The following is a 22,688-nucleotide window of genomic DNA, read 5'->3' on the forward strand; positions in this document are numbered from 1 at the left end:
GCCGGGTCACGTACGCCAGGAAGGAACTCTCCACGATGCACACCACCGTCCCGCAGCCCGTGCTCCGTACGGTCGTCGGCGATCTCGTCCCCGGCTCGGTGCGCGGCCCCGCCCTCGCTCATGAGCACCTCGTCCTCGACCTCGACCACCGGGGCGACGGTGCGGCCGTCCTCCACCCGGACCGGCATGCCGCGGCCGTCACCGCCGAGCTGGCCGCCCTCCGGGAGGAGTTCGGGCTCGGCCTCGTCGTCGAGCTGACCTGCCGCGGCATGGGCCGGGACGCCGCCACCCTGGCCCGGATCGCCCGGGACGCGCAGGTCGCCGTCGTCGCCGCCACCGGGTGGTACTACGAGCCGTTCCACACCCCCGAGATCGCCGCCGCCGACATCGACGAGCTCACCGCAACCCTCGTCCGCGAGATCGGCACGGGCATCGGCTCCACCGGGATCCGCCCCGGCGTCCTCGGAGAGATCGGCAGCCACGGCGACACACCCACCGCCGCCGAGACGAAGGTGCTGCGGGCCGCCGCGCGGGCCGCGGCCGCCACCGGGCTGTCCGTCGCCACCCATGCGCAGCTCGGCCGTGGCGGCCTCGCCCAACTGGAGCTCCTCACCGCCGAGGGCGTGGAGCCGCACCGCATCAGCATCGGCCACCAGGACCTTCTCGACGATCCGGCCGTGCACCGGGAGCTCGCGGCGAGCGGTGCGTATGTCGCGTTCGACACCGTCGGCAAGGACAGCTACCAGAGCGACGACACCCGGCTGCGGCTGCTGCTCGCCCTGCTGGAGGCCGGGCATGCCGACCGGGTTTTGTTGAGCTGCGACATCTCGCGCCACGGCTACCTGCGCACGGAGGGCGGCCAGGGGTACGGGCATCTCTTCCGGAGCTTCCTGCCCAAGGCCCGCGCCGCCGGCGTCGACGACGGCCTGATCGACCTGATGACCCGCTGCAATCCGCTGCGCTTTCTCACCGGCGCCGGCGTGGAAGAGATCTGATCATGAACCCGGCACTACCGCAGACATTCCCCCTCGCGACCGTGGCACTGGACGACGCGATCGCCCGGCAGTTCCGGCTGCTGGAGGCGACCGCCGCCCACTTCGAAGGCCCCCAGCTCTTCGAAGCGGACGCCGGCGTCGTCCCCGGTCTCGGTCGTCCCCGCACCACCGCCCGCGTCGAAGCGGTCCTGGCCGACTTCTTCGGCGCCGAGGACGCCGCGTTCGTGCAGGGCGCGGGCACGGGCGCGATCCGCGCGGCGCTCAACGCCGCCGTACTGGCCGGGGATCCGCTGCTCATCCACCGGGCGCCCGTCTACCGCACCACCGAGGTCACCCTGCGCGGCATCGGTGTGCGGACCGTCGAGGTCGACTTCAACGACGGTGCCGCACTGCGCGAGGCCCTGGCGTCCGGCCGGTTCCGGTGGGCGTACGTCCAGCACACCCGGCAGCGGCTCGCCGACTCGTACGACCCCGCCGAAGTCCTCGCCGCCTGCCGGGCCGCCGGCGTGCGCACGCTCGTCGACGACAACTACGCCGTGATGCGCACCCCCGCCGCGGGGGTGGAACTGGGCGCCGACGCCTCCTGCTTCTCGCTGTTCAAGCTGCACGGTCCCGAAGGCGTCGGCGTCGTCGTCGGAGCCCGCGATCTCGTCGAACACATCCGGCGCGACAACTACTCCGGCGGCGGCCAGGTCCAGGGCCACCAGGCGCTCGACGCCCTGCGCGCCCTGACCCACGTACCGGTGATGTGGGCCGTCCAGTCCAAGGTCGGTGCCGAGGTCGCCGAGCGGCTGGCGGCCGGGGAAGTGGCCGGCGTCGCCGAGGTCCGGATCGCCAACGCCCAGGACCTCTGTCTGCTGGTCCGCCTGGACCGGCCGGTGGCGAAAGAGCTGCCCGCCGTCGCCGCACGCTTCGGGGCGGCGCCCTACCCCGTCGGCTCCAACTCGCGCTACGAGATCGCGCCGCTGTTCTACCGGATGTCCAGCTCTGCGCTGGACGACGCACCCGAGCTGGCCGACTGGACCGTACGCATCAACCCCATGCGGGCGGGGGCGGATCTCGTCGTCGACATCCTGCGCCGCTCGCTCGACGCACTGGGCGACCGGCCTGCCGAAGTGAACGACCCGAAGGACGCCTGACCGTGTTTCTCGACACCGTGCTCACCCGCAACCCGGAGCTCGTCGATGCCGCGGCGGCCCTCCACCGGCGTGGTGAGATCCCGCCCGACACCTATGTGATGGACCTCGACGCCGTCGAGGCCAACGCCGAACTCCTCGCCGCCGAGGCCCAACGGCTCGGCCTCTCCCTCTGGTTCGTCGTCAAACAGTTCGGCCGTAACCCCGAGCTGATCAGGGCCGTCGCCCGGCACATCCCCAAGTACGCCGCCATCGACCCGGCCGAGGCCCGCATCCTGCACGCGACGGGCGCCCGGGCCGGCAACCTCGGCCACCTCGTCCAGATCCCCCGCCGTGCCCTGCCCGAGATGCTGGCCTGGCGCCCGGAGACCGTCACCGTCTACGACCTGGCCAATGCCCGGGCCGTCTCCGAGGCCGCCCAGCGGCTGGGCCTGGTGCAGGACATTCTCGTACGGCTCGAAGGCGCCGAGGGCACCGTCTACCCGGGCCAGGAGGGCGGTGTCCCGCTCCCCCGCCTGGACGCGTTCGCCGAGGCCGCCGAGCGGCTGCCGGGCATCCGGATCGCGGGCGTCACCGCCTTCCCGTGCGTCCTGTGCGACCCGGCGACCGGAACCCCGTACGCCACCCCCAACTTGACGCTCGTCCTGAAGGCCCGCGAGCTCCTGGCCGCCCGCGGGCACGAGGACCTCAAGCTGAGCGCCCCGAGCGCCACCTCGATGGCCTCGCTGCCGTTGCTCGCCGCCCACGGCGCCACCCACGGCGAGCCCGGCCACGCCCTCACCGGCACGACCCCGCTGCACGCACTGGACTCCGGCCAGCCCGAGAAGCCCGCCTATGTGTACGTGAGCGAGATCGCCCACACCCTCGACGACGGTCGCCCCGCCCTCTACGGCGGCGGCTTCTACGCCCGCTCCCACATCGGCAGCGCCCTGCTGCCGCGCACCGGCGCACGCCTCGGCGTGCAGGGCGCTCCCGCCGAGAACATCGACTACTACCGGCTGCTCGACGCCCCCACCGACGGCCAGGACGTCCGGCTCGGCGACACCGCGCTGCTCGCCTTCCGTACCCAGATCTTCGTCACCCGCTCGACCGTCGCCGTCGTCGCCGGACTCTCGTCCGGAACCCCGCGGCTGTGCGGGCTCCACGACGCCCAGGGCCGGGCCCTGTAAGGAGCACACCATGGCCAAGACCGTCATCGTCGTCGTCGACGGATTCGGCATCGGCGCCATGCCCGACGCGGGCACCCTGCGCCCCGGTGATCTCACCGCCGACACCTGCGGGCATGTCCTCGACCACTGTCGCGAGGCCCTCGGCCGTCCGCTGCGGCTGCCGGTGCTCGGCTCGCTGGGGCTCGGTCTCGTCCACCCGCATCCGGATCTCGCCCGCCGCACCCATCTGCCCGTCGCCGCGGGCCGGGCCGCCCTGGGCTACCCCGGCGCGGACACGTTCGCCGGCCACCAGACGATGATGGGTGCGGACTTCAGCCGGGTGACGGTGGCCCGGCTCGGCGACCATCTGGACGAGGTGACCACGGCTCTGGAAGCGGCCGGGCACCGCGTCGCACCGCTGGACGGCCGGCCGCTTCTCGTCGTCGACGGCGCGGTGCTCGTGCACGACAACCTGGAAGCCGACCCCGGCATCAACTGGAACGCCTCCGGCCGTCTGGAGGACCTCCCCTTCGACGGACCGGGCGGGATCCTCGCCATCGCCCGTACGGTACGCGCGGTCGCGCCGGTCGCCCGGGTCATCGCGGTCGGCGGTCACGCGGACGGCCCGCTTCCGCAGTTCGTACGCCTCGGCGACGCGGGCACCGTAGGCCTCGACACCCCCGCCACCGGCTTCTACCGCAACGGCGGCCTCGCCGTGCAGCACCTCGGCGCCGGCATCGATCACACCCGGCAGCTGCCCGACCTGGCCGCCCGCGCCGGGATCCCGGTCACCCTGGTGGGCAAGGCCGCCGACATCCTGGCCTGCGACGCGGCCGAGCGGCACCCTGCCGTGCAGACCGCGGACGTGCTCACCCACACCCTCGAAGCGGTACGCGCGCCCGGCGACGCGCTCGTCGTCGCCAATGTCCAGGAGACCGACCTGGCGGGACACCAGCAGGACGCCGAACGGTACGGCCGTCTGCTGGAGCAGGTAGACGCGGGGCTCGCCGCGCTCCTGGCGCTGCTCGACGCCCCCGGCGACCGGCTGATCGTCACCGCCGACCACGGCAACGACCCGACCATCGGGCACGCCTACCACACCAGGGAGTACGTCCCCGTGCTGATCCACCGGCCCGGTGCGGACGGTGTGGAGCTGCTGCCGGACGCGGGCAGCCTGGCGGACGTCGGCGCCACCGCCGCCGTATCGCTGGGGCTCGACCCGGCGGGGCTGGCCAACGGGACGACACTGCGGCCGGGGCGGCACGCGGCCTGAGCACGCGGGGCACACACGAAAGGGGCGCCCGCCTTCCCGGCGGGCGCCCCTTTCGCATACGGGCCGAGCGTGGAGCGTCAGCCCATGAACTTCTTGAACTCGTCCGGCAGCTCGAAGTTCTTGTCCTCCTGGGCCGGCAGGCCGAACGCGCCGCCCTGCGCCGCCGCCTGCTCGCGGCGGGTCGCCGCGGCCTGCTCCTCGGCCTTGCGCTTCATCGGGTTGCCGCTCTTGCGCTTGCCCTTGGCCTGCTTGATCTGCTTCTTCTGGCGACCGGGACCGCCACCCATGCCGGGCATCCCCGGCATACCCGGCATGCCGCCGCCCTGCGCCATCTTCGACATCATCTTGCGCGCCTCGAAGAACCGCTCCACCAGGTTCTTCACGGCGGACACCTCGACACCCGAACCCTTGGCGATACGGGCCCGGCGCGAGCCGTTGATGATCGTCGGCTCCTGACGCTCGTACGGCGTCATCGACTTGATGATCGCGGCGGTACGGTCCACGTCCCGCTCGTCGATGTTGTTGATCTGGTCCTTGATCTGCCCCATGCCGGGCAGCATCCCGAGCAGCTTGGAGATGGAGCCCATCTTCCTGACCTGCTCCATCTGCGCCAGGAAGTCGTCGAGCGTGAAGTCCTTGCCCTTGCTGGACGCCAGCTTGGAGGCCATTTTGGCGGCCTCTTCCTGGGTGAAGGTCTTCTCCGCCTGCTCGATCAGGGTGAGCAGGTCACCCATGTCGAGGATGCGCGACGCCATGCGGTCGGGGTGGAAGGCGTCGAAGTCCTCGAGCTTCTCACCGTTCGACGCGAACATGATCTGCTTGCCCGTGACATGGGCGATCGACAGGGCGGCACCACCGCGGGCGTCACCGTCGAGCTTGGAGAGCACCACGCCGTCGAAGCCGACACCGTCGCGGAAGGCCTCGGCGGTGTTGACCGCGTCCTGGCCGATCATCGCGTCGACGACGAAGAGGATCTCGTCGGGGCTGACGGCGTCGCGGATGTCCGCGGCCTGCTGCATCAGCTCCTGGTCGATACCGAGGCGGCCCGCGGTGTCGACGATCACCACGTCGAACTGCTTGGAGCGGGCGTGCTCGATGGAGTCCTTGGCGACCTGGACCGGGTCACCGACGCCGTTGCCCGGCTGCGGGGCGTACACGGCGACACCGGCGCGGTCGGCGACGACGCTCAGCTGGTTGACGGCGTTGGGGCGCTGGAGGTCACAGGCGACGAGCAGCGGCGAGTGGCCCTGGCCCTTGAGCCAGACACCGAGCTTTCCGGCCAGGGTGGTCTTACCGGCACCCTGCAGACCGGCGAGCATGATCACGGTGGGCGGGTTCTTGGCGAACCGCAGTCGCCGGGTCTCACCGCCGAGGATGCCGACGAGCTCCTCGTTGACGATCTTGACGACCTGCTGGGCAGGGTTCAGCGCCTGGGAGACCTCGACGCCGCGCGCCCGCTCCTTGACGTTGGCGATGAAGGCACGGACAACGGGAAGCGCGACATCGGCCTCGAGCAGGGCGATACGGATCTCGCGTGCCGTGGCGTCGATGTCCGCCTCGGACAAGCGGCCCTTGCCCCGGAGGTTCTTGAAAGTCGCGGCAAGGCGGTCGGAGAGAGTATCGAACACGGCGCTCGTCGGTCCTCAGGGTCGGGGTCGGGTGCAGGTCAGTCGTCCCCCAGGGTATCCGGACACCGGGAAACACAAAGCCCTCGCCCGCATACTCGTGACGGACGAGGGCCTCTCCACGTGATCGCGGAAGCTCAGCTCAGGGCCCGCTGCACCTCTCCGGCCAGCTCGGCGGCCCGCACATCGCCCAGCGGCTCGCCGTCCGCGCCTGTGACATAGAACGCGTCCACCGCGTTCGCCCCCAGCGTCGACACGTGTGCGCTGCGCACCCGCACCGCGCTCTGCTCCAGTGCCCGGCCGATCCGGTGCAGCAGCCCCGGGGCGTCCTGGGCCCTCACCTCGATCACCGTCGCCAGCCGGGAGCCGGCCGGTGCGACCGTCACCCGGGGCGGCGGGGCCTTCACCCCGCGGCGCCGGGGATAGGCGGCTTCGCGTTCGGCGAGGCGGGCCTGGATGTCGAGGGAGCCGTCCAGGGCGCGTACGAGATCGGCGCGGAGCCGGGTGGCCTGTGGCAGGGAGCCGTATTCGGCCGCCACCCGCCAGCTGAGCAGAAGGACGTCGACGCACTCACCGAGTTCGGTGGGGAGCTCGACGGCCCGCAGGTCGGCGGCGCGGACGGTGAGGCGGTGCAGGGCGAGTACTCCGGCGGCGGCGGGCAGGACGCCGGGGCGGTCGGGGACGGCGATGAGGAGTTCGACGCCGACGGGTTCCGGTTCGCCGTCCCCGTTCGCGGGTTCGGCCTGGGCGTGCAGGGCGAGGACGGGTTCGCCGGTGCGCAGTGCCTCGATGGCGAGGCGTTCCTGCTCGGCGCTGGGTTCGGCCGGTTCGGGTTCGTCCGGGGTCTCGCCCGCGAGAACGGCGGCGACGCGCTTGACCAGGTCGGTGACGAGGGAGGCACGCCAGGTGGACCAGGCGGCGGGCCCGGTGGCCAGCGCGTCGGCCTCGGTGAGGGCGTGCAGGAGTTCCAGCGTGGACGTGGTCCCGACGGCGGTGGCGACGGACCGGACGGTCGCCGGGTCGTCGAGGTCACGGCGGGTGGCGGTCTCGACGAGCAGCAGATGGTGCCGTACGAGGGTGGCGATGACGCCCACGTCGTGCTGGTCGAAGCCGATCCGGGCGGCGAGGTCGCGGGCGATGACCTCGCCGGCGACGGAGTGGTCGCCGGGCCAGCCCTTGCCGATGTCGTGCAGCAGGGCGGCGACGAGGAGGAGGTCGGGACGGCCGACGCGGCGGGTGAGGGAGGAGGCCCGGACGGCCGCCTCGACGAGGTGGCGGTCGACGGTCCAGGTGTGGACGGGATTGCGCTGGGGCCGGCAGTGGACACGTTCCCAGTCGGGCAGCAGCCGGGTGATCAGCCCTTCCGCTTCGAGGGCTTCCCAGACGGGGACGGTGGCCTCCCCCGCGCCGAGCAGGGTGACGAGTTCCTCACGGGCCTCGGCGGGCCAGGGCACGGGCAGCGGGCGCGCGACGGTGGCGAGGTGGCGTACGACATGCCGGGAGATCGGCAGTTCGGACTGGGCGGCCGCGGCGGCCGCGCGCAGCACGAGCACCGGGTCGCGTTCGGGGCGGGCGGTGCGGGCGAGGACGACTTCGCCGTCGGCCTCGACGACGCCGTCGGCGAGCGGGGTGCGCTCCGGGGCGACCGCCTTGCCACCGCCCAGCATGGCGCGCAGCCGGGGGCGCACGGACCGGGCGCGGAGCACGCGGTTGACCTCGCGCCAGGTGACGTCGGTGGCGTACGAGACGGTGCGCGCGGCCTCGTACACCTGGCGCAGCAGTGCGTCGGCGTCGAGGAGGCCGAGGGCGGTGGCGACCTGGTCCTGTTCCTGGAGGGCGAGGCGGTCGGTGGCACGGCCGGTGGTCAGGTGCAGGGCGTCACGGGCGTCCAGGAGTACGCGGCGGGCCTCGGCGAGGCCTTCGCGGGGCGCGTCGGCGACCCAGGAGGCGGCGACGGCGCGCAGAGCGGTGGCGTCGCGCAGTCCGCCGCGGGCCTCCTTGAGGTCTGGTTCGAGGAGGAACTGGAGCTCGCCCTGGCGCTCGGCCCGTTCGCGGCAGAGTTCGTCGAGGGCAGGGAGGCGTTTGGGGGCGAGGTTGCGCCAGTCGGCGAGGATCGTGGTGCGCATCGCGGCGACCAGGCCGAGGTCTCCGGCCACGGGCCGGGCGTCGAGCAGTCCGAGCTGCACCTTGAGGTCCTCGTCCGCCGTCTTCCTGGCTTCGGCGGGGGTCCGCACGGAGTGGTCGAGCGCGAGGCCGAGGTCCCAGACGGGGTACCAGATGCGGTCGGCGAGGGAGGCGAGGGCGCCGGCGTCGGCATTGCCGTCGTGCAGCAGCAGGAGGTCGAGGTCGCTGCGCGGGGAGAGTTCGCCGCGGCCGTAGCCGCCGACGGCGACGAGGGCTGCGCCGCGGACGCCGGTCGCCTCGGCGGCGGCGGTGAACAGGGCGGTCAGCCAGTCGTCGGTGAGTGAGGCCAGGGCCGCACGGCGCGGCGGCCCGGACTGCGCCTTCTCCTGGAGGAGGCGCAGTCGGGCCGCCGCGTAGCCGCTGGGTCCCGAGTCTTCGGAATCGGTGGTCACTTCAGTGCTCGTCACCCAGCTGCCTTTCAGTTTGCGAGACCGTCGGTCAGAGTGCGTCCGGGCCGCGTTCACCCGTACGGACCCGTACGGCTGTCTCGACGGGGACGCTCCAGACCTTGCCGTCTCCGATCTTGCCGGTTCGGGCGGCCTTCACCACGACATCGACGAGCTGTTCGGCGTCCTCGTCCTCGACCAGTACCTCGATACGGATCTTGGGGACGAGGTCGACGGTGTACTCGGCGCCCCGGTAGACCTCGGTGTGGCCGCGCTGGCGACCGTATCCGCTGGCCTCCGTGACCGTGAGGCCCTGGATGCCGAAGGCCTGCAGGGCCTCCTTGATCTCGTCGAGCCGGTGCGGCTTCACGACCGCCGTGATGAGCTTCATGCGTCCACCTTCTTGGTCTGCGCTGCTGCCGTCGAGTCCGATACCGGTGCGGAGCCCGTGGTGCGCGGGGCCGCACCGCCGCCGGCGCCGCTGAAGTCGTACGCGGTCTCGGCGTGTTCGACCTGGTCGATGCCGGAGATCTCGTCGTCCTCGTCGACCCGCATGCCGATCGTCCTGTCGAGGAGGAAGGCGAGGACCGCGGAGACGACCAGAGAGTACGCGAGGACCGCGAAGACACCGACGGCCTGCTTGCCGAGCTGGTCGAGACCGCCGCCGTAGAAGAGACCCTTGGCGTCGGACTGGACGCCGCCGGTGGCGAAGAAGCCGATGAGCAGGGAGCCCACAACACCGCCGACGAGGTGGACGCCGACGACATCGAGGGAGTCGTCGTAGCCGAACCTGTACTTGAGGCCGACCGCCATGGCGCAGAGCACACCGGCGATGGCTCCGACGGCGATGGCGCCGAGCGGGCTGATCGCGCCGCCGGACGGGGTGATGGCGACCAGGCCTGCGACCGCGCCGGAGGCGGCGCCGAGGGTGGTGAAGGAGCCGTGGCGCAGCTTCTCGTATCCGAGCCACGCGAGCATCGCGGCGGCGGTGGCGACCTGCGTGTTGACGAACATCACCGCGCCGACGCCGTCGTCGTTGCCGAGCCACGAGCCGGCGTTGAAGCCGAACCAGCCGAACCACAGGAGACCGGCGCCGAGCATGACGAGCGGCAGGCTGTGCGGCCGCATCGGGTCCCTCTTGAAGCCGACCCGCTTGCCGATGACGAGGATCACGCCGAGGGCTGCCGCACCGGCGTTGATGTGGACGGCCGTACCACCGGCGAAGTCGATGACGCCGAGCTCGAAGAGCCAGCCGCCGGCGCCCCAGACCCAGTGCGCGACCGGGAAGTAGACGACGGTCACCCACAGGGCGACGAACAGCGCCCAGGAGGTGAACTTGACGCGGTCGGCGAGGGCACCGCTGATCAGCGCCGGAGTGATGATCGCGAACATCAGCTGGAAGACGGCGAAGACGTAGACCGGAATCGTGTAGCCGTCCCAGAGCTGGGTGATGCCGATCCCGCTGAGGCCTGCGAAGTCCGAGCTCCAGCCGATGAACGAGCCGATGTCGGTGCCGAAGGCGAGACTGAATCCGTACAGCACCCACAGGATCGTGACGATCCCGAGGCTGATGAAGCTCATCATCAGCATGTTGAGGGTGCTCTTGACGCGGACCATGCCTCCGTAGAAGAAGGCCAGACCCGGAGTCATGATCATCACCAGGGCCGAGCAGATGAGCATGAACCCGGTGTTGGCGGCAGACAGCGTCGGGGCGTCTGCGGCAAGCGTCGTGATGCCTGGGGGCATCGGCGTCTCCTCGTCGTCGGTGCGGCCGCGTGCGGGCAAAACCTGCGGGACCACTTGCGGGACCACTGTGGAAAAGGTGCGGGCCGGTTATGCGCCATGAGGTTCGCCCAGCGCGGTTTCCGCCGATGCCGCACGATGTTTCGCCGCAGTGACGAAGAGGTGTGTCGTGTTACGTCCCCATGAATCGTGAGTGGCGTATCCGGGGCCGGGCCTACCCTGCGGCCGGGGCCGCATACGGTGCGGTTACGACTCTGGAGTACGGGAACGGGAACGCGAACCGGCCACGCCGATCACCCACTGACCTGGCAAGGGGGAGCCGAGATCGGTCTGTCGGGGTGCTCGTCGTGGCCGGAGTGCTGGGTGCCCGGTCAGATCGCTTCAGCGGTCTCGGGCAGCTGTTCGGTGAGCAGATCGGTGAGCCTGGCGACCTCGGGGATGTCTCCGAAGTCCCTGGCAGCGGTGTCGACGGTCTTGCGCAGCCGCGTGTTGACGCGCTCGGAGCGCACCTTCTTGGCAACCCGCAGGGCCTTCTCGGCCAGCAGCGTGGACTGCTCGGGTTCGCGCTTGAGGAGGTGCACCGTGGCGAGACCGACCAGGTTCAGTGCGTACGACCGCTGGTGCTCGTCGTCCTCGCCGAAGAGCTCGACGGCCTTCTCCATGATCGGCTCGGCGAGCGAGGCGTACGTGGGGCTCCGGCCGGCGACATAGGCCAGGTCACGGTACGAGTGGGAATTCTCGCCGTTGAGCTCGGCCTCGGAGAAGAAGCGGATCCAGTCGGGCTCGGGCTCGCCGTCGATCCCGGCGTCGAGGAAGGTGTCCTCGGCCATCCGGACGGCCCGCTTGCACTTGCTGGGCTGGCCCATGTTGGCGTAGGCGCGGGCCTCCATCGCATACAGCATGGCCTGGGTGCGCGGGGTGGCGCAGTCCCGGCTGCCGTACTGGGCGAGATGGATGAGTTCGAGGGCGTCGTCGGGCCGTCCCAGGTGGATCATCTGACGGCTCATGCTGGACAGGACGTAACTGCCCAGCGGTTTGTCGCCGGCTTCCTTGGCGGCGTGCAGCGCGAGGACGAAGTACTTCTGGGCGGTGGGCTGGAGGCCGACGTCATAGCTCATCCAGCCCGCCAGCTCGGCGAGTTCGGCCGCGCACCGGAAGAGCCGCTTGGCGGTGGCCGCGGGCTGCGGTTCCTGCAACAGGTCGGTGACCTCGTGGAGTTGGCCCACGACGGCCTTGCGTCGCAGGCCGCCGCCGCACTGGGCGTCCCACTGGCGGAACATCACAGTGGTGGACTCCAGCAGGTCGAGCTCGGGGCTGGAGAGGCGGGAGGGACGCCGGTCCGCCGCGGACGGCTCCGGATCCGCCGGGGTCGCGGCGGCGACCGGCACCAGCCACCGCTGCATGGGCTCGATGAGGGCCGGGCCCGCGGCGAGGGCGAGCGAGGTGCCGAGGAATCCGCGGCGGGCGAGCATCAGGTCGCTGCGGGAGAACTCGCTGAGCAGCGCGACGGTCTGCGGGCCTGCCCAGGGCAGGTCGACACCGGCCACCGACGGTGACTGATGGGCGGAGCGCAGCCCGAGGTCCTCGACGGCGACGACGGTGCCGAAGCGCTCCGAGAAGAGCTCGGAGAGGATGCGCGGAATCGGCTCACGCGGCTGTTCACCGTCGAGCCAGCGCCGGACCCGGGAGGTGTCCGTGCTGATGTGGTGGGCGCCCATCTGGCGCGCCCTGCGGTTCACCTGCCGTGCCAGCTCGCCCTTGGACCAGCCGCTGCGCACGAACCATGATCCCAATTGCCCGTTGGGGCGCTTACCGGCATTCGTATCGCCTGCGCCGCTGCCACTCACTGGAACGCCCCCATCCCGCTGAATACGTGTCGCGCGAACCACTATCAGAATGCCGTGGGCCCAAGCCGTCCGTACGGCGGTTGTGCACCATCGAACAGGAAATCGACTTGCCTCCGGCATACCCATCGGCGCACATACTTCCATGGTTCGTGTACCGACGGTAATCCTACGATCACCCGTCCGGCGAGCGTGATTACAGAAACGCCACCATTCGCCACCCCATCGAATGAACGCGTTCACCGTCGGGCGCGATTCACTTGACAGACGGCGATCAGTAGCAGACGCAGTGACGCACACAGGGGCGCGCGGGCCGTGCCGCACCACCACAGGTTCATGCGTGCGCTGCTCGGTCGACGGGGCGACGGAATGTAACGACCGCACTCCTCGTCGTAACCACCGGCGAGCCGGACCCGTTGGAGGGGGCATGGGCTTCACGATCGGCGGCATCCGTGAGATGCGATCCGGCGCACGGCGTCGAGGCCGTACGGCCGAGTGCACCGCGGTGGCCGAATACACAGGGCTGTGGGGCTGGGCCGTCGCGCCGGGAGCGCGGGCCGCGGCCGGCCGCTGCTCGTGCGGCGACAACGGCTGCGCCTCCCCGGGCGCACATCCGCTGGACTTCGCCGACGAGGTGCCCGCCGGCGCCACGCTGGCCATGGCTGCGAGCGCGTGGGCCGAGGTGCCGGGCGCGTCGATGCTGCTGCCGGTGGGGCGCACGTTCGACGTCCTCGATGTCGCCGAACCGGCCGGGCGCCGGGCGCTGGTACGGCTCGAGCGGATGGGTCTGCCGCTCGGCCCGGTGGCGGTGACACCGTCCGGGCGGGCCCAGTTCTTCGTCGCGCCGGGCGCCGCCGCCGAACTCCCTCAGCTGCTGTACCGGATGGGCTGGGACGACGCGGATCTGGATCTGCGGGCGCTCGGTCCCGGCTGCCACATCACCGCCCCGCCGTCCGACGAGGGCGGTCTCGGCCCGGCCCGCTGGCTGCGTCCGCCGGTCCTCGACACGTCGGGCAGGCCGCCGCAGGCGCGGCTGTTGCTGGGCACGCTGGCCTACATCTGCCATCGCTCCCGGGGCCTGAAACCCAATTGCCGGACGGGCTCGAAAGTGAACCCGTCCGGCAATTGAGGACGAAACAGCGATCGGGCGGACCCGAGGGCGTCAGTCGCCGATCAGCGCGTCGACGAACGCCTCCGGCTCGAACGGAGCCAGATCGTCCGGACCCTCGCCCAGACCCACCAGCTTCACCGGTACGCCCAGCTCGCGCTGGACGGCGATGACGATGCCGCCCTTGGCGGTGCCGTCCAGCTTGGTGAGGACGATGCCGGTGATGTCGACGACCTCGGCGAACACCCGAGCCTGAACCAGGCCGTTCTGCCCGGTCGTGGCGTCGAGGACGAGCAGGATCTCGTCGAGCGGGCCGTGCTTCTCGACGACACGCTTGACCTTGCCGAGCTCGTCCATGAGCCCGGTCTTGGTGTGCAGCCGGCCGGCGGTGTCGATGAGCACGACGTCGGCGCCCTCGGCAATGCCCTCCTTCACCGCGTCGAACGCGATCGACGCCGGGTCGCCGCCCTCGGGTCCGCGGACCGTGCGGGCACCGACGCGCTCGCCCCAGGTCTGGAGCTGATCGGCGGCGGCGGCACGGAACGTGTCGGCGGCGCCGAGCACGACGCTGCGGCCGTCGGCGACGAGGACCCGGGCCAGCTTGCCGGTGGTGGTGGTCTTGCCGGTGCCGTTGACACCGACGACCATCACGACGCCGGGGGTGTCGACACCGCTCTCCGTCTTGACCGCACGGTCGAAGTCGGTGCCGAGCAGGGCGAGGAGCTCCTCGCGCAGCAGTGTGCGCAGCCCCTCGGGGGTACGGGTGCCGAGGACGCGGACGCGCTCGCGCAGCCGCTCCACCAGCTCCTGGGTGGGTGCGACGCCGACATCGGCGGTGAGCAGGGTGTCCTCGATCTCCTCCCAGGTGTCCTCGTCCAGATTGTCGCGGGACAGGAGCGTGAGGAGCCCCTTGCCGAGGGTGCTCTGCGAGCGGGCGAGCCGGGCGCGCAGCCGTACGAGACGGCCCGCGGTGGGCTCGGGGATCTCGAGCGCGGGGACAGCGGGTGCCTCCGGCTCGGCGACTGCCGGGGCTTCCGCGACGGGAGCCTGGACGTCGGGGGGCCCGACCTCCTCGATGGTGCGGCGCGGTTCCTCGCGCGGTGTCTCGGCCTCCTCGCCGACATGGGGTTCGGCGGGAGGAGTGAGGGTCGGTGTGCTCGACGGTGTCGGGGGCAGCTGCTTCTTCTTGCGGCCGCTGACCACGAGCCCGCTGACCAGGCCGGCCACGACCAGGGCGGCGATGACTACAGCAAGGATGACGAATTCCATAACCCACCCAGTATCAGTCACGGCCGCGCCCGCGGGCGGCACCGGAGGATCGCCCAGGAATCCGACGGAGCGTTATGCACCTTTTGGCGGTAAAGGTACGCTCCCGTTCGTGGAGACCCGCGGCCTGGAACCCGTCCCCGACAGCGAGCGCACCGGTCGGGTCCGCACCCTCTTCCCCACCTGGGCCGCCGCCAACATGACCGTTCTGCTGCTCACCGTGGGCGCGGGGCTCGTCGTCTTCAGCGGCCTGAATCTCTGGCAGGTGTTGATCGTCGCGGTCACAGCGCCCGTCGTCAGTTACGGACTGGTCGGCCTGGTCTCGGTCGCCGGGCAGCGGGGCGGTGCGCCAGGCATGGCGCTCTCCCGGGCCGTCTTCGGGCAGCGCGGCAATCTGCTGCCCGGTGCGCTGATCTGGATCGCCCGTTGGGGCTGGGAGACCGTGAACGCGGTCACCGGTACGTACGCCCTGCTGGCCGTGCTCGATCTGCTGTTCTCCGTCCGCTCCACCACAGCGCTGATCATGGCGGTGCTGGTGGCCTTCGTGGCGAGCAGCTTTCTGGTGTCCGGGCTCGGGGCGGGCGCGCTGCGGGCGTGCTCCACCTGGTCGGCATATCTCTTCGGCGGGTTCAGCGCCCTCGCGCTGATCCACCTGGGGGTCGGCACCGACTGGCGGGCCGTCCTGGACAGACCGGCCGGACCGACGGCGCTGATGATCGCCGGGATCGGCACCCTGGCGGCCGGCGGCATCAGCTGGGTACCGTCCGCCCCGGACTTCACCCGATATCTGCCACGCACCACTCCCCGTCGGGCGGTGGTCGGGGCGACCGTGGGCGGTGCGGTGCTCGTCTCGCTGCCGCTGGTGCTGATGGGTGCGGTGATGGCGGTGGGCACTCCGGGCCTGGCCACCAGCAGCGATCCGGTCTCCTTCATCGGCACGCTGCTGCCGGACTGGATCTCGGTGCCATATCTGCTGATTGCCGTGGTGGGAATGGTGCTGATCAACGCGATGTCGATGTATTCGGCCGGCTTCACCGCGCAGACGCTGGGATTCATGATCCCGCGCACCTGGGCGGTCGGGGTGAATGCGGCCATCAGTCTCCTCCTCGGCGGGTTGCTGATGATGGCGACGAGTAGCTTTATCGATCCGTTCGTCTCCTTTCTGACGTTGCTCGCGGTGACGTTCTCCGCCTGGATCGGCGTCTTCGGCGTGGATCTGCTGCGGGGGCGCACCTACGATGCGACGGCCCTGCTGGACACCTCTCCCGCCGGTGCCTACTGGTACACCGGCGGCTTCTCCGTGCCCGCCGTGGCCGCGTGGGGTTCGGGGCTGGTGGTCGGGCTGCTGCTGACCGGCGTGGAGTGGTTCACCGGCCCGCTCGCCACCACCTGGATCGGGCGCCACGGCCTGGGCTGGGCCGCCACCATCGCCGTCTCCGGCGCCCTGTACGCCCTGCTGCCGCGTCCGGCCGGGGCGCGGTGACGGTACACCTCTACACTTCTGACGCTACGTCAGCTACTGTCCCGGCGCGCCAAGCCCGCCCGGCGAAAAGGGGACACCCGTCATGGCCTTCACAGTGGTCCGGTTCAACCTCGTCGATCCCGCCGCCACCCCCGACTCCCTCTCGGCCCGCTACCGTGCGGCGCTGGAGATGGCCGCGTACGCCGACCGGCACGGCGTCGACACCGTGCAGACCGAGGAACACCACGGAGCCGCCGACTCCTGGCTGCCCTCCCCCTTCGTCTTCGCAGGAGCGGTCTTCGGCGCCACGGACCGGATCGCGGTCACGATCTCGGCGATCATCGGCCCGCTGCACGACCCACTGCGGCTTGCGGAGGACATCGCGGTCCTCGATCTGCTGAGCGGCGGCCGGCTGGTGACGGTCGCGGGCATCGGATACCGGCCCGAGGAGTACGAACAGGCGGGTGTCGAGTGGGGCAGGCGCGGCCGGCTCCAGGACGAGCTGCTGGAGACCTTGTTGCAGGCGTGGACCGGCGAACCGTTCCCGTACCGCGGCCGTACGGCCCAGGTCACTCCCCGCCCGTACACCCAGCCGCATCCGCTGCTGCTGGTGGGGGGCAGCTCGCGGGCGGCGGCGCGGCGGGCGGCCCGGCTGGGGCTGCCGTTCTTCCCCAGCGCCCATCTGCCCGAGCTGGAGGCGTACTACCACGAGCAGCGCGCGGCCCACGGCACGGAGGGGTTCTGCATGATGCCGGCGGCCGAGACGCCCTTGCTTCATGTCTCGGAGGACCCGGATCGGACCTGGGCCGACTACGGTCAGCACTTCCTGCACGAGGCACGGACGTACGCCTCCTGGCAGTCGAAGGACATCCGCTCGGCCGTACGCTCGGCAGCCACGACGGTGACGCAGTTGCGGGACGAAGGGGTCTACCGGGTCGTCACCCCGCAGCAGTTGGCCTCACTGGAGGCGGACAGCCTGGTGCTGCATCCGCTGTGCGGTGGGATGCCGGTCGAGGAGGGGTGGCGCAGCCTGCGGTTGTTCTGCGACGCACTCGCACGATGACGTGGGCGGATGCGCGCGTCCCCGGCTCGCGGGCGCGGGCCGGGGACGCGTGGTCGAGGAGAGGGGCAGCGGGGATTAGCCCATCTCCTCCAACGCCTTGCCCTTGGTCTCCTTCACGAACTTGAGCACGAAGGGGATCGAGAGCACGGCGAAGCATGTGTAGATGATGTAGGTGCCCGACAGGTTCCAGTCGGCCAGGCTCGGGAAGCTCGCGGTGATCGCCCAGTTGGCGATCCACTGGGCGGAGGCGGCGACACCGAGTGCGGCGGCGCGGATCCTGTTCGGGAACATCTCGCCGAGGAAGACCCAGACCACGACGCCCCACGACAGGGCGAAGAAGAGCACGAAGACATGGGCCGCGACGAGGGCGACGACGCCCTGGGCGGTCGGGAGTTTGCCGTTGACGAGATCGGCGGAGAAGGCCCAGGCCTCGAAGGCCAGCGCGATCGCCATACCGACGGAGCCGGCCAGCGCGAGCGGTTTGCGGCCGACACGGTCGACCAGGAGCATCGCGATCACGGTACCGATGATGTTGACGATCGATGTGGTGAACGACCAGAAGAACGAGTCGGTCGGGTCGATGCCGACGGACTGCCACAACGTCGCCGAGTAGTAGAACGCCACGTTGATGCCGACGAGCTGCTGGAAGACCGAGAGGCCGATACCGACCCAGACGATCGGCAGGAAGCCGAAGCGGCTGCCGAGCAGGTCCTTGAAGGTGGACTTGTGCTCACGGTGCATGGCCGTCTCGATCTCCAGGACGCGGGCGTCGAGGTCGACGCTCCCGCCCTCGACCTCACGGAGGATCTCCCGGGCCTGGTCCTTCTTGCCGACCGAGATCAGGAACCGCGGCGACTCGGGGATCGCGAACGACAGCAGCCCGTACAGGAGCGCGGGAACGACCATCACACCGAGCATCCACTGCCAGGCTTCCAGGCCGCCGATCGTGCCGCGCTGCTTGCCGTCGGCCATCTGCAGGATGCCGAAGTTCACCAACTGCGAGATGGCGATGCCGATGACGATCGCCGCCTGCTGGAAGGAGCCGAGCCGGCCACGGTAGGCGGCCGGCGACACCTCGGCGATGTAGGCCGGGCCGATGACCGAGGCCATACCGATGGCGAAGCCGCCGATGATCCGCCAGAAGGCGAGATCCCAGAGGGCGAACGGGAGCGCGGAGCCGATGGCGCTGATGGTGAACAGCACCGAGGCGATCCGCATGCACCGGATGCGGCCGATCCGGTCGGCGATACGGCCCGCCGTGGCGGCGCCGATGGCGCAGCCGATCAAAGCGATCGCGATGACCTGGGCCAGGGTTCCGGAGCCGATGTCGTACCGGTCCCGGATCGCCTCGACGGCGCCGTTGATCACGGCACTGTCGTAGCCGAAGAGGAAGCCACCCATCGCAGCGGCTGCCGTGATGAAGATGACATGGCCGAGGTGTTCCGGATGGGCTGCTCGGGCTCCGGATCCCGGTGTCTGCGATGTGCTGGTCACATGAACTCCTGGTGCCTGGCCGCGTCGTCAGGCGTGGGGGGGCGAGTCGTCAGGCGTGGGGGGGGGCGAACTCTTCTCAAGTGGCGCACAACTCTTCAGCCGCCACCACTTGAAGTTAAAAACGACGTTTCAGAGAGTATGCGTTCAAGTTTCGAATTCAAAAATCGAGCATGGTCCGCTTCTACCCAGGACCGCCCATCAGGTGCGTTGAAGGTTTGAAGAATGAGTAAAGCTTCAGCGCAGTCGCTGGCTGATGACCTTGGAGACCCCGTCACCCTGCATCGACACGCCGTACAGCGCGTCGGCGACCTCCATCGTCCGCTTCTGATGCGTGATCACGATGAGCTGCGAGCTCTCCTGGAGCTCCTCCATGATCCGGATCAGTCGCTGCAGATTGGTGTCGTCGAGCGCTGCCTCGACCTCGTCCATCACATAGAACGGGCTCGGCCTCGCCTTGAAGATCGAGACCAGCAACGCGACGGCCGTCAGGGACCGCTCGCCGCCCGACAGCAGGGAGAGCCGCTTGACCTTCTTGCCCGGCGGGCGGGCCTCGACGTCGACACCGGTCGCCAGCATGTTGTCCGGATCGGTCAGGACGAGCCGGCCCTCGCCGCCCGGGAAGAGCCGTGAGAAGACGCCCTCGAACTCGCGGGCCGTGTCCCGGTATGCCTCCGTGAACACCTGCTCGACCCGCTCGTCGACCTCCTTGATCACCTGCATCAGATCGGCCCGGGTCTTCTTCAGGTCTTCGAGCTGCTCGGAGAGGAACTTGTGCCGCTCCTCCAACGCCGAGAACTCCTCGAGGGCGAGCGGATTCACCTTCCCGAGTTGCTGGTACGCCCGTTCGGCGGACTTCAGCCGCTTCTCCTGCTCGGCCCTGACGAACGGTTTCGGCTGGTTGCGCGGGTGCTCCGGGTCCTCCGGCAACTCCTCGCCCTCCGCCGCCGGCGACGGCGGCACCAGCTGGTCGGGGCCGTACTCGCCGACCAGCCCGGCCGGCTCCACGCCCAGCTCCTCGAGGGCCTTCGCCTCCAGCTGCTCTATCCGCAGCCGCTTCTCGGCGCCCAGCACCTCGCCGCGGTGGACGGAGTCGGTCAGCTTGTCCAGCTCGCCCTTGAGCTCACGGCCGTGGCCGCGCTCGGCGGTCAGCTCCCGCTCACGCTCCGCCTTCGCCGCCTCGGCCGCGACCCGCTCCTCCTCGGCCCGTACGACGGACACCTCGACGTGGGCGAGAAGCTGACGGGCGCCGGACGCGACGGCGGAGGCGACCGCGGCCTCGTGGCGCAACCGGGTGCGGCGTTGCTCGGCGCGGGCGCGGGCCTCGCGTTCGGCACGGGCGCCGCGGTCGAGGGAGTCGGCGCGTCCGGCGAGCCCCTTGACACGTTCCTCGTGGGTACGGACCTGGAGGCGGGCCTCCATCTCGGTCTGGCGCGCGTTGGCCCCGTCGGCGGCGAGCCGGTCGCGCACGGAGTTGTCGGGCTCCTCCTCGACCGGCATCTCCTCGGCCACGAGCAGCCGCTCGGCGAGCTCCTCGGCCTCCTCGGTCGCCCGCTCCAGGGCGTCCTGGGCGCGAGCGGCGGAGGCGGCCGACCGCTCGGCCTCACCCGCGGCGCCGCGCGCCTGCCCGGCGAGCCGCCCGAGCTGCTGGGCCACCCCTGACTTCTCCCGCTCGGCGGCCCTGCGCCGTTCCGCCAGCTCCTCGACGAGTTCGGCGCAGGCGCTGCGCCGCTCCCCCGCGAGTCGCTGGGCCTCGGCCAACTCGGTGCACCGGACGGCCAGTTCCGCCAGCTCGGCGGCGGCCTCGTCGACGGACGCCTGCACTTCGAGAAGACTGGGCGCGCCGGCGGACCCGCCGTGCGCGAAGTGCGCCCCCAGAACATCTCCCTCGCCGGTCACGGCGGTCAGCTCGGGATGCGCGGCAACGAGATCCTCGGCGTCCTCCAGCGTGGGGACGACCACCATGCCCCGCACGAGCCCGCGCACGGCGCCCATCAGCTCGGCAGGACCCTGGACAAGATCGGCCACGGCCGGCGGGGCGTCCGGGCCCGCGGCGCGAGGCACCGGGCCGGACGCCCCGGCGAGCCCGGCAACACCGTGGGCCGGGGTGTCCTGCCCCGGTACGTGCCCCGCGCCCGCAGCGCCCCCCAGCAGCAACGCCGCCCGCCCCGCGTCCTGCTTGCGCAGAAGGCGGATCGCGTTCGCCGCCGTGGCCGGATCCGTCACCGCCACCGCGTCCGCCGCAGCGCCCAGTGCCGCCGCCACCGCCACCTCGTGGCCCGCGGCCACCGTCAGGAGTTCCGCGGCCGGGCCGAGCAGACCCGACAGACTGTCCTTCGAGGCGAGCAGCACCCCCGTGCCGTCCTTGCGGCGCAGGCCCAGGGCCAGTGCCTCGTGGCGGGCCGCCACCGCCGCCCGCTTGCGTTCCGCGCCGGTGGCGGCCTCCCGGGCGGCCGAGAGGGCCGCATCCGCCTCCGCCAGCTCCCGCCTGGCGGCGTCGTGGCGCTCGCCCAGCTCCGCGTCACCCGCGTCCAGGCCCTCCACCTCGGCCTTGAGCTGCTCGTACTCCTCCTGCGCTGCGACCGCCCGCTCCTGCGCCTCGTCGCGCGAGGCGGCCAGCCGGTCGATCTCCGCCTGCGCCGAACCGGCCCGGCTCCGGGCCGCGTTGACCTGTCCGGTCAGCCGCGCCAGACCTTCGCGCCGGTCCGCGATGGCTCGGGCCGCGTCCTTGAGCCTGCGTTCTTCGGCGACCAACTCCCGTTCCAGTTCGGCCCGGTGGGCGGCGGTGTCCTCCAGCGCGTGCTCCGCCGCTTCCAGCGCGGCCTCCAGCTCCGCCTCCTGCTCACGGATCCGGGCGGCCTCGCGCTCCATGTCCTCCGGGTCGCGACCGCGCCGCTCCTCCTCCGGTGCGGCGGTGGCACTCTTCACCCGGGCATCTGCGAGCGAGATCGTGCCGCGCACCCGTTCGGCCAGCTGCGAGAGCTCGTACCAGGTCTGCTGGGCGCGCTGCAGCCGCGGCGCCAGCCGCCGTACCTCGTCCTCCAGCTCCGCCTCACGTGCCAGAGCCGCCTTGAGCTCGGCCTCCGCCGCTTCCCGGCGCTGCTTCAGCGCGGCTTCGTCGGCGATCTCGCTGCGCAGCGCGGTGCGCAGCCGCACCAGGTCGTCGGCGAGCAGCCGCAGCCGGGCGTCGCGCAGATCGGCCTGGATGACGGCGGCCCGCCGGGCCACGGCCGCCTGCCGGCCCAACGGTTTCAGCTGCCGTCGCAGTTCGTCCGTCAGATCCTGGACGCGGGCCAGGTTGGCCCCCATCGCGTCCAGTTTCCGCAGCGCCTTCTCCTTGCGCTTGCGGTGCTTGAGTACGCCCGCGGCCTCCTCGATGAACGCGCGCCGCCCCATCGGATCGGCATGGAGTACGGAGTCCAGCTGGCCCTGCCCGACGATGACGTGCATCTCCCGGCCGATGCCGGAGTCCGAGAGCAGTTCCTGGATGTCCAGGAGCCGGCAGGTGTCGCCGTTGATCTGATACTCGCTGCCGCCGTTGCGGAACATGATCCGAGTGATCGTCACTTCGGCGTATTCGATGGGCAGTGCGCCATCCGCGTTGTCGATGGTCAGCGACACTTCGGCGCGTCCGAGCGGCGGCCGCCCGGTGGTGCCGGCGAAGATCACGTCTTCCATCTTGCCGCCGCGCAGAGATTTGGCTCCCTGCTCACCCATGACCCAGGAGAGCGCATCCACCACATTGGACTTGCCGGAACCGTTCGGACCGACGACGCAGGTGATCCCCGGTTCGAACCGCAGGGTCGTGGCGGAGGCGAACGATTTGAAACCACGCAGGGTCAGGGCCTTGAGATGCACGCCGCCGGACTCTACCTTTCGCTCTCGGTTTCGCTGATGAAGGTGCAGGGCACATCAGACGGTAAGGGAAGAGGTGTACATCCGGGGGCGGTCCGGCGCAGGTCAG

The 22,688-nt window shown here is 71.0% G+C and carries 15 protein-coding genes; 7 read left to right on the forward strand and 8 right to left on the reverse strand.

The annotated features are described in order from the left end of the window. The first annotated feature begins 35 nt into the window (after positions 1–35). The 4 genes from OHB49_RS13735 to OHB49_RS13750 are packed head-to-tail and all read left to right on the forward strand — an operon-like array spanning position 36 to position 4,552. Entirely contained in the window at positions 36–995 is a 960-nt protein-coding gene (locus OHB49_RS13735; RefSeq protein WP_329160529.1) for a phosphotriesterase family protein, read from the forward strand. Between the two features lie 2 nt (positions 996–997). Beyond that, positions 998–2,134 (forward strand): aminotransferase class V-fold PLP-dependent enzyme, encoded by a 1,137-nt coding sequence (locus OHB49_RS13740; protein ID WP_329160530.1) that lies wholly within the window; start codon positions 998–1,000, stop codon positions 2,132–2,134. Between the two features lie 2 nt (positions 2,135–2,136). Next, complete coding sequence (locus OHB49_RS13745; protein WP_329160532.1) at positions 2,137–3,300, forward strand: alanine racemase; 1,164 nt, start codon at positions 2,137–2,139, stop codon at positions 3,298–3,300. A 10-nt stretch (positions 3,301–3,310) separates the two neighbouring features. After that, positions 3,311–4,552, forward strand: a complete 1,242-nt coding sequence (locus tag OHB49_RS13750) for a phosphopentomutase (RefSeq protein ID WP_329160534.1) — start codon at positions 3,311–3,313, stop codon at positions 4,550–4,552. A gap of 77 nt (positions 4,553–4,629) precedes the next feature. Here the strand turns inward: OHB49_RS13750 and ffh are convergent, their stop codons facing one another. From ffh to nsdA, 5 genes are all read right to left on the reverse strand, one after another. Beyond that, positions 4,630–6,180: a signal recognition particle protein gene (ffh, locus tag OHB49_RS13755; protein WP_329160535.1), complete on the reverse strand. Its 1,551-nt coding sequence runs from the start codon at positions 6,178–6,180 to the stop codon at positions 4,630–4,632. A gap of 134 nt (positions 6,181–6,314) precedes the next feature. Beyond that, positions 6,315–8,768: a [protein-PII] uridylyltransferase gene (locus OHB49_RS13760; RefSeq protein WP_329160537.1), complete on the reverse strand. Its 2,454-nt coding sequence runs from the start codon at positions 8,766–8,768 to the stop codon at positions 6,315–6,317. A 31-nt stretch (positions 8,769–8,799) separates the two neighbouring features. Continuing rightward, positions 8,800–9,138, reverse strand: a complete 339-nt coding sequence (locus tag OHB49_RS13765) for a P-II family nitrogen regulator (protein WP_030978780.1) — start codon at positions 9,136–9,138, stop codon at positions 8,800–8,802. Continuing rightward, positions 9,135–10,493 (reverse strand): ammonium transporter, encoded by a 1,359-nt coding sequence (locus OHB49_RS13770; RefSeq protein WP_329160538.1) that lies wholly within the window; start codon positions 10,491–10,493, stop codon positions 9,135–9,137. Before OHB49_RS13770 ends, OHB49_RS13765 begins: the two co-directional genes overlap by 4 nt. 368 nt (positions 10,494–10,861) lie before the next feature. Continuing rightward, positions 10,862–12,337: a transcriptional repressor NsdA gene (gene nsdA / locus OHB49_RS13775; protein WP_329160539.1), complete on the reverse strand. Its 1,476-nt coding sequence runs from the start codon at positions 12,335–12,337 to the stop codon at positions 10,862–10,864. A gap of 424 nt (positions 12,338–12,761) precedes the next feature. Here nsdA and OHB49_RS13780 point away from each other — a divergent pair, with 424 nt between their 5' ends. After that, the gene (locus OHB49_RS13780) at positions 12,762–13,463 is read left to right on the forward strand and encodes a bifunctional DNA primase/polymerase (protein ID WP_329160540.1); all 702 of its coding nucleotides are present in this window, start codon (positions 12,762–12,764) and stop codon (positions 13,461–13,463) included. Between the two features lie 33 nt (positions 13,464–13,496). Here OHB49_RS13780 and ftsY read toward each other — a convergent pair whose 3' ends face one another. Further along, positions 13,497–14,711, reverse strand: coding sequence for a signal recognition particle-docking protein FtsY (gene ftsY / locus OHB49_RS13785; RefSeq protein WP_030978772.1), 1,215 nt, complete (start codon positions 14,709–14,711; stop codon positions 13,497–13,499). Between the two features lie 109 nt (positions 14,712–14,820). Between ftsY and OHB49_RS13790 the strand changes: the two genes are divergently transcribed. Continuing rightward, on the forward strand, positions 14,821–16,191 hold the full coding sequence (locus OHB49_RS13790) for a purine-cytosine permease family protein (RefSeq protein WP_329160542.1): 1,371 nt from the start codon (positions 14,821–14,823) through the stop codon (positions 16,189–16,191). A gap of 82 nt (positions 16,192–16,273) precedes the next feature. After that, positions 16,274–17,233: an LLM class flavin-dependent oxidoreductase gene (locus tag OHB49_RS13795; protein ID WP_329160545.1), complete on the forward strand. Its 960-nt coding sequence runs from the start codon at positions 16,274–16,276 to the stop codon at positions 17,231–17,233. 75 nt (positions 17,234–17,308) lie between these two features. Here the strand turns inward: OHB49_RS13795 and OHB49_RS13800 are convergent, their stop codons facing one another. Next, positions 17,309–18,727, reverse strand: coding sequence for a sugar porter family MFS transporter (locus OHB49_RS13800; protein ID WP_329160547.1), 1,419 nt, complete (start codon positions 18,725–18,727; stop codon positions 17,309–17,311). 234 nt (positions 18,728–18,961) lie between these two features. After that, positions 18,962–22,582: a chromosome segregation protein SMC gene (gene smc / locus OHB49_RS13805; RefSeq protein WP_329160549.1), complete on the reverse strand. Its 3,621-nt coding sequence runs from the start codon at positions 22,580–22,582 to the stop codon at positions 18,962–18,964. Positions 22,583–22,688: the final 106 nt, after the last annotated feature.

The sequence above is a fragment of the Streptomyces sp. NBC_01717 genome (genome assembly GCF_036248255.1).
Taxonomy (GTDB): domain Bacteria; phylum Actinomycetota; class Actinomycetes; order Streptomycetales; family Streptomycetaceae; genus Streptomyces.

Excerpts from the sequence above, each read along its gene's own strand:
- OHB49_RS13740 (WP_329160530.1), top strand. The coding sequence starts at position 998 with ATGAACCCGGCACTACCGCAGACATTCCCCCTCGCGACCGTGGCACTG.
- OHB49_RS13750 (WP_329160534.1), top strand. The coding sequence starts at position 3,311 with ATGGCCAAGACCGTCATCGTCGTCGTCGACGGATTCGGCATCGGCGCC.
- OHB49_RS13795 (WP_329160545.1), top strand. The coding sequence starts at position 16,274 with ATGGCCTTCACAGTGGTCCGGTTCAACCTCGTCGATCCCGCCGCCACC.
- OHB49_RS13735 (WP_329160529.1), top strand. The coding sequence starts at position 36 with ATGCACACCACCGTCCCGCAGCCCGTGCTCCGTACGGTCGTCGGCGAT.
- OHB49_RS13770 (WP_329160538.1), bottom strand. The coding sequence starts at position 10,493 with ATGCCCCCAGGCATCACGACGCTTGCCGCAGACGCCCCGACGCTGTCT.
- OHB49_RS13765 (WP_030978780.1), bottom strand. The coding sequence starts at position 9,138 with ATGAAGCTCATCACGGCGGTCGTGAAGCCGCACCGGCTCGACGAGATC.
- ftsY (WP_030978772.1), bottom strand. The coding sequence starts at position 14,711 with ATGGAATTCGTCATCCTTGCTGTAGTCATCGCCGCCCTGGTCGTGGCC.
- OHB49_RS13780 (WP_329160540.1), top strand. The coding sequence starts at position 12,762 with ATGGGCTTCACGATCGGCGGCATCCGTGAGATGCGATCCGGCGCACGG.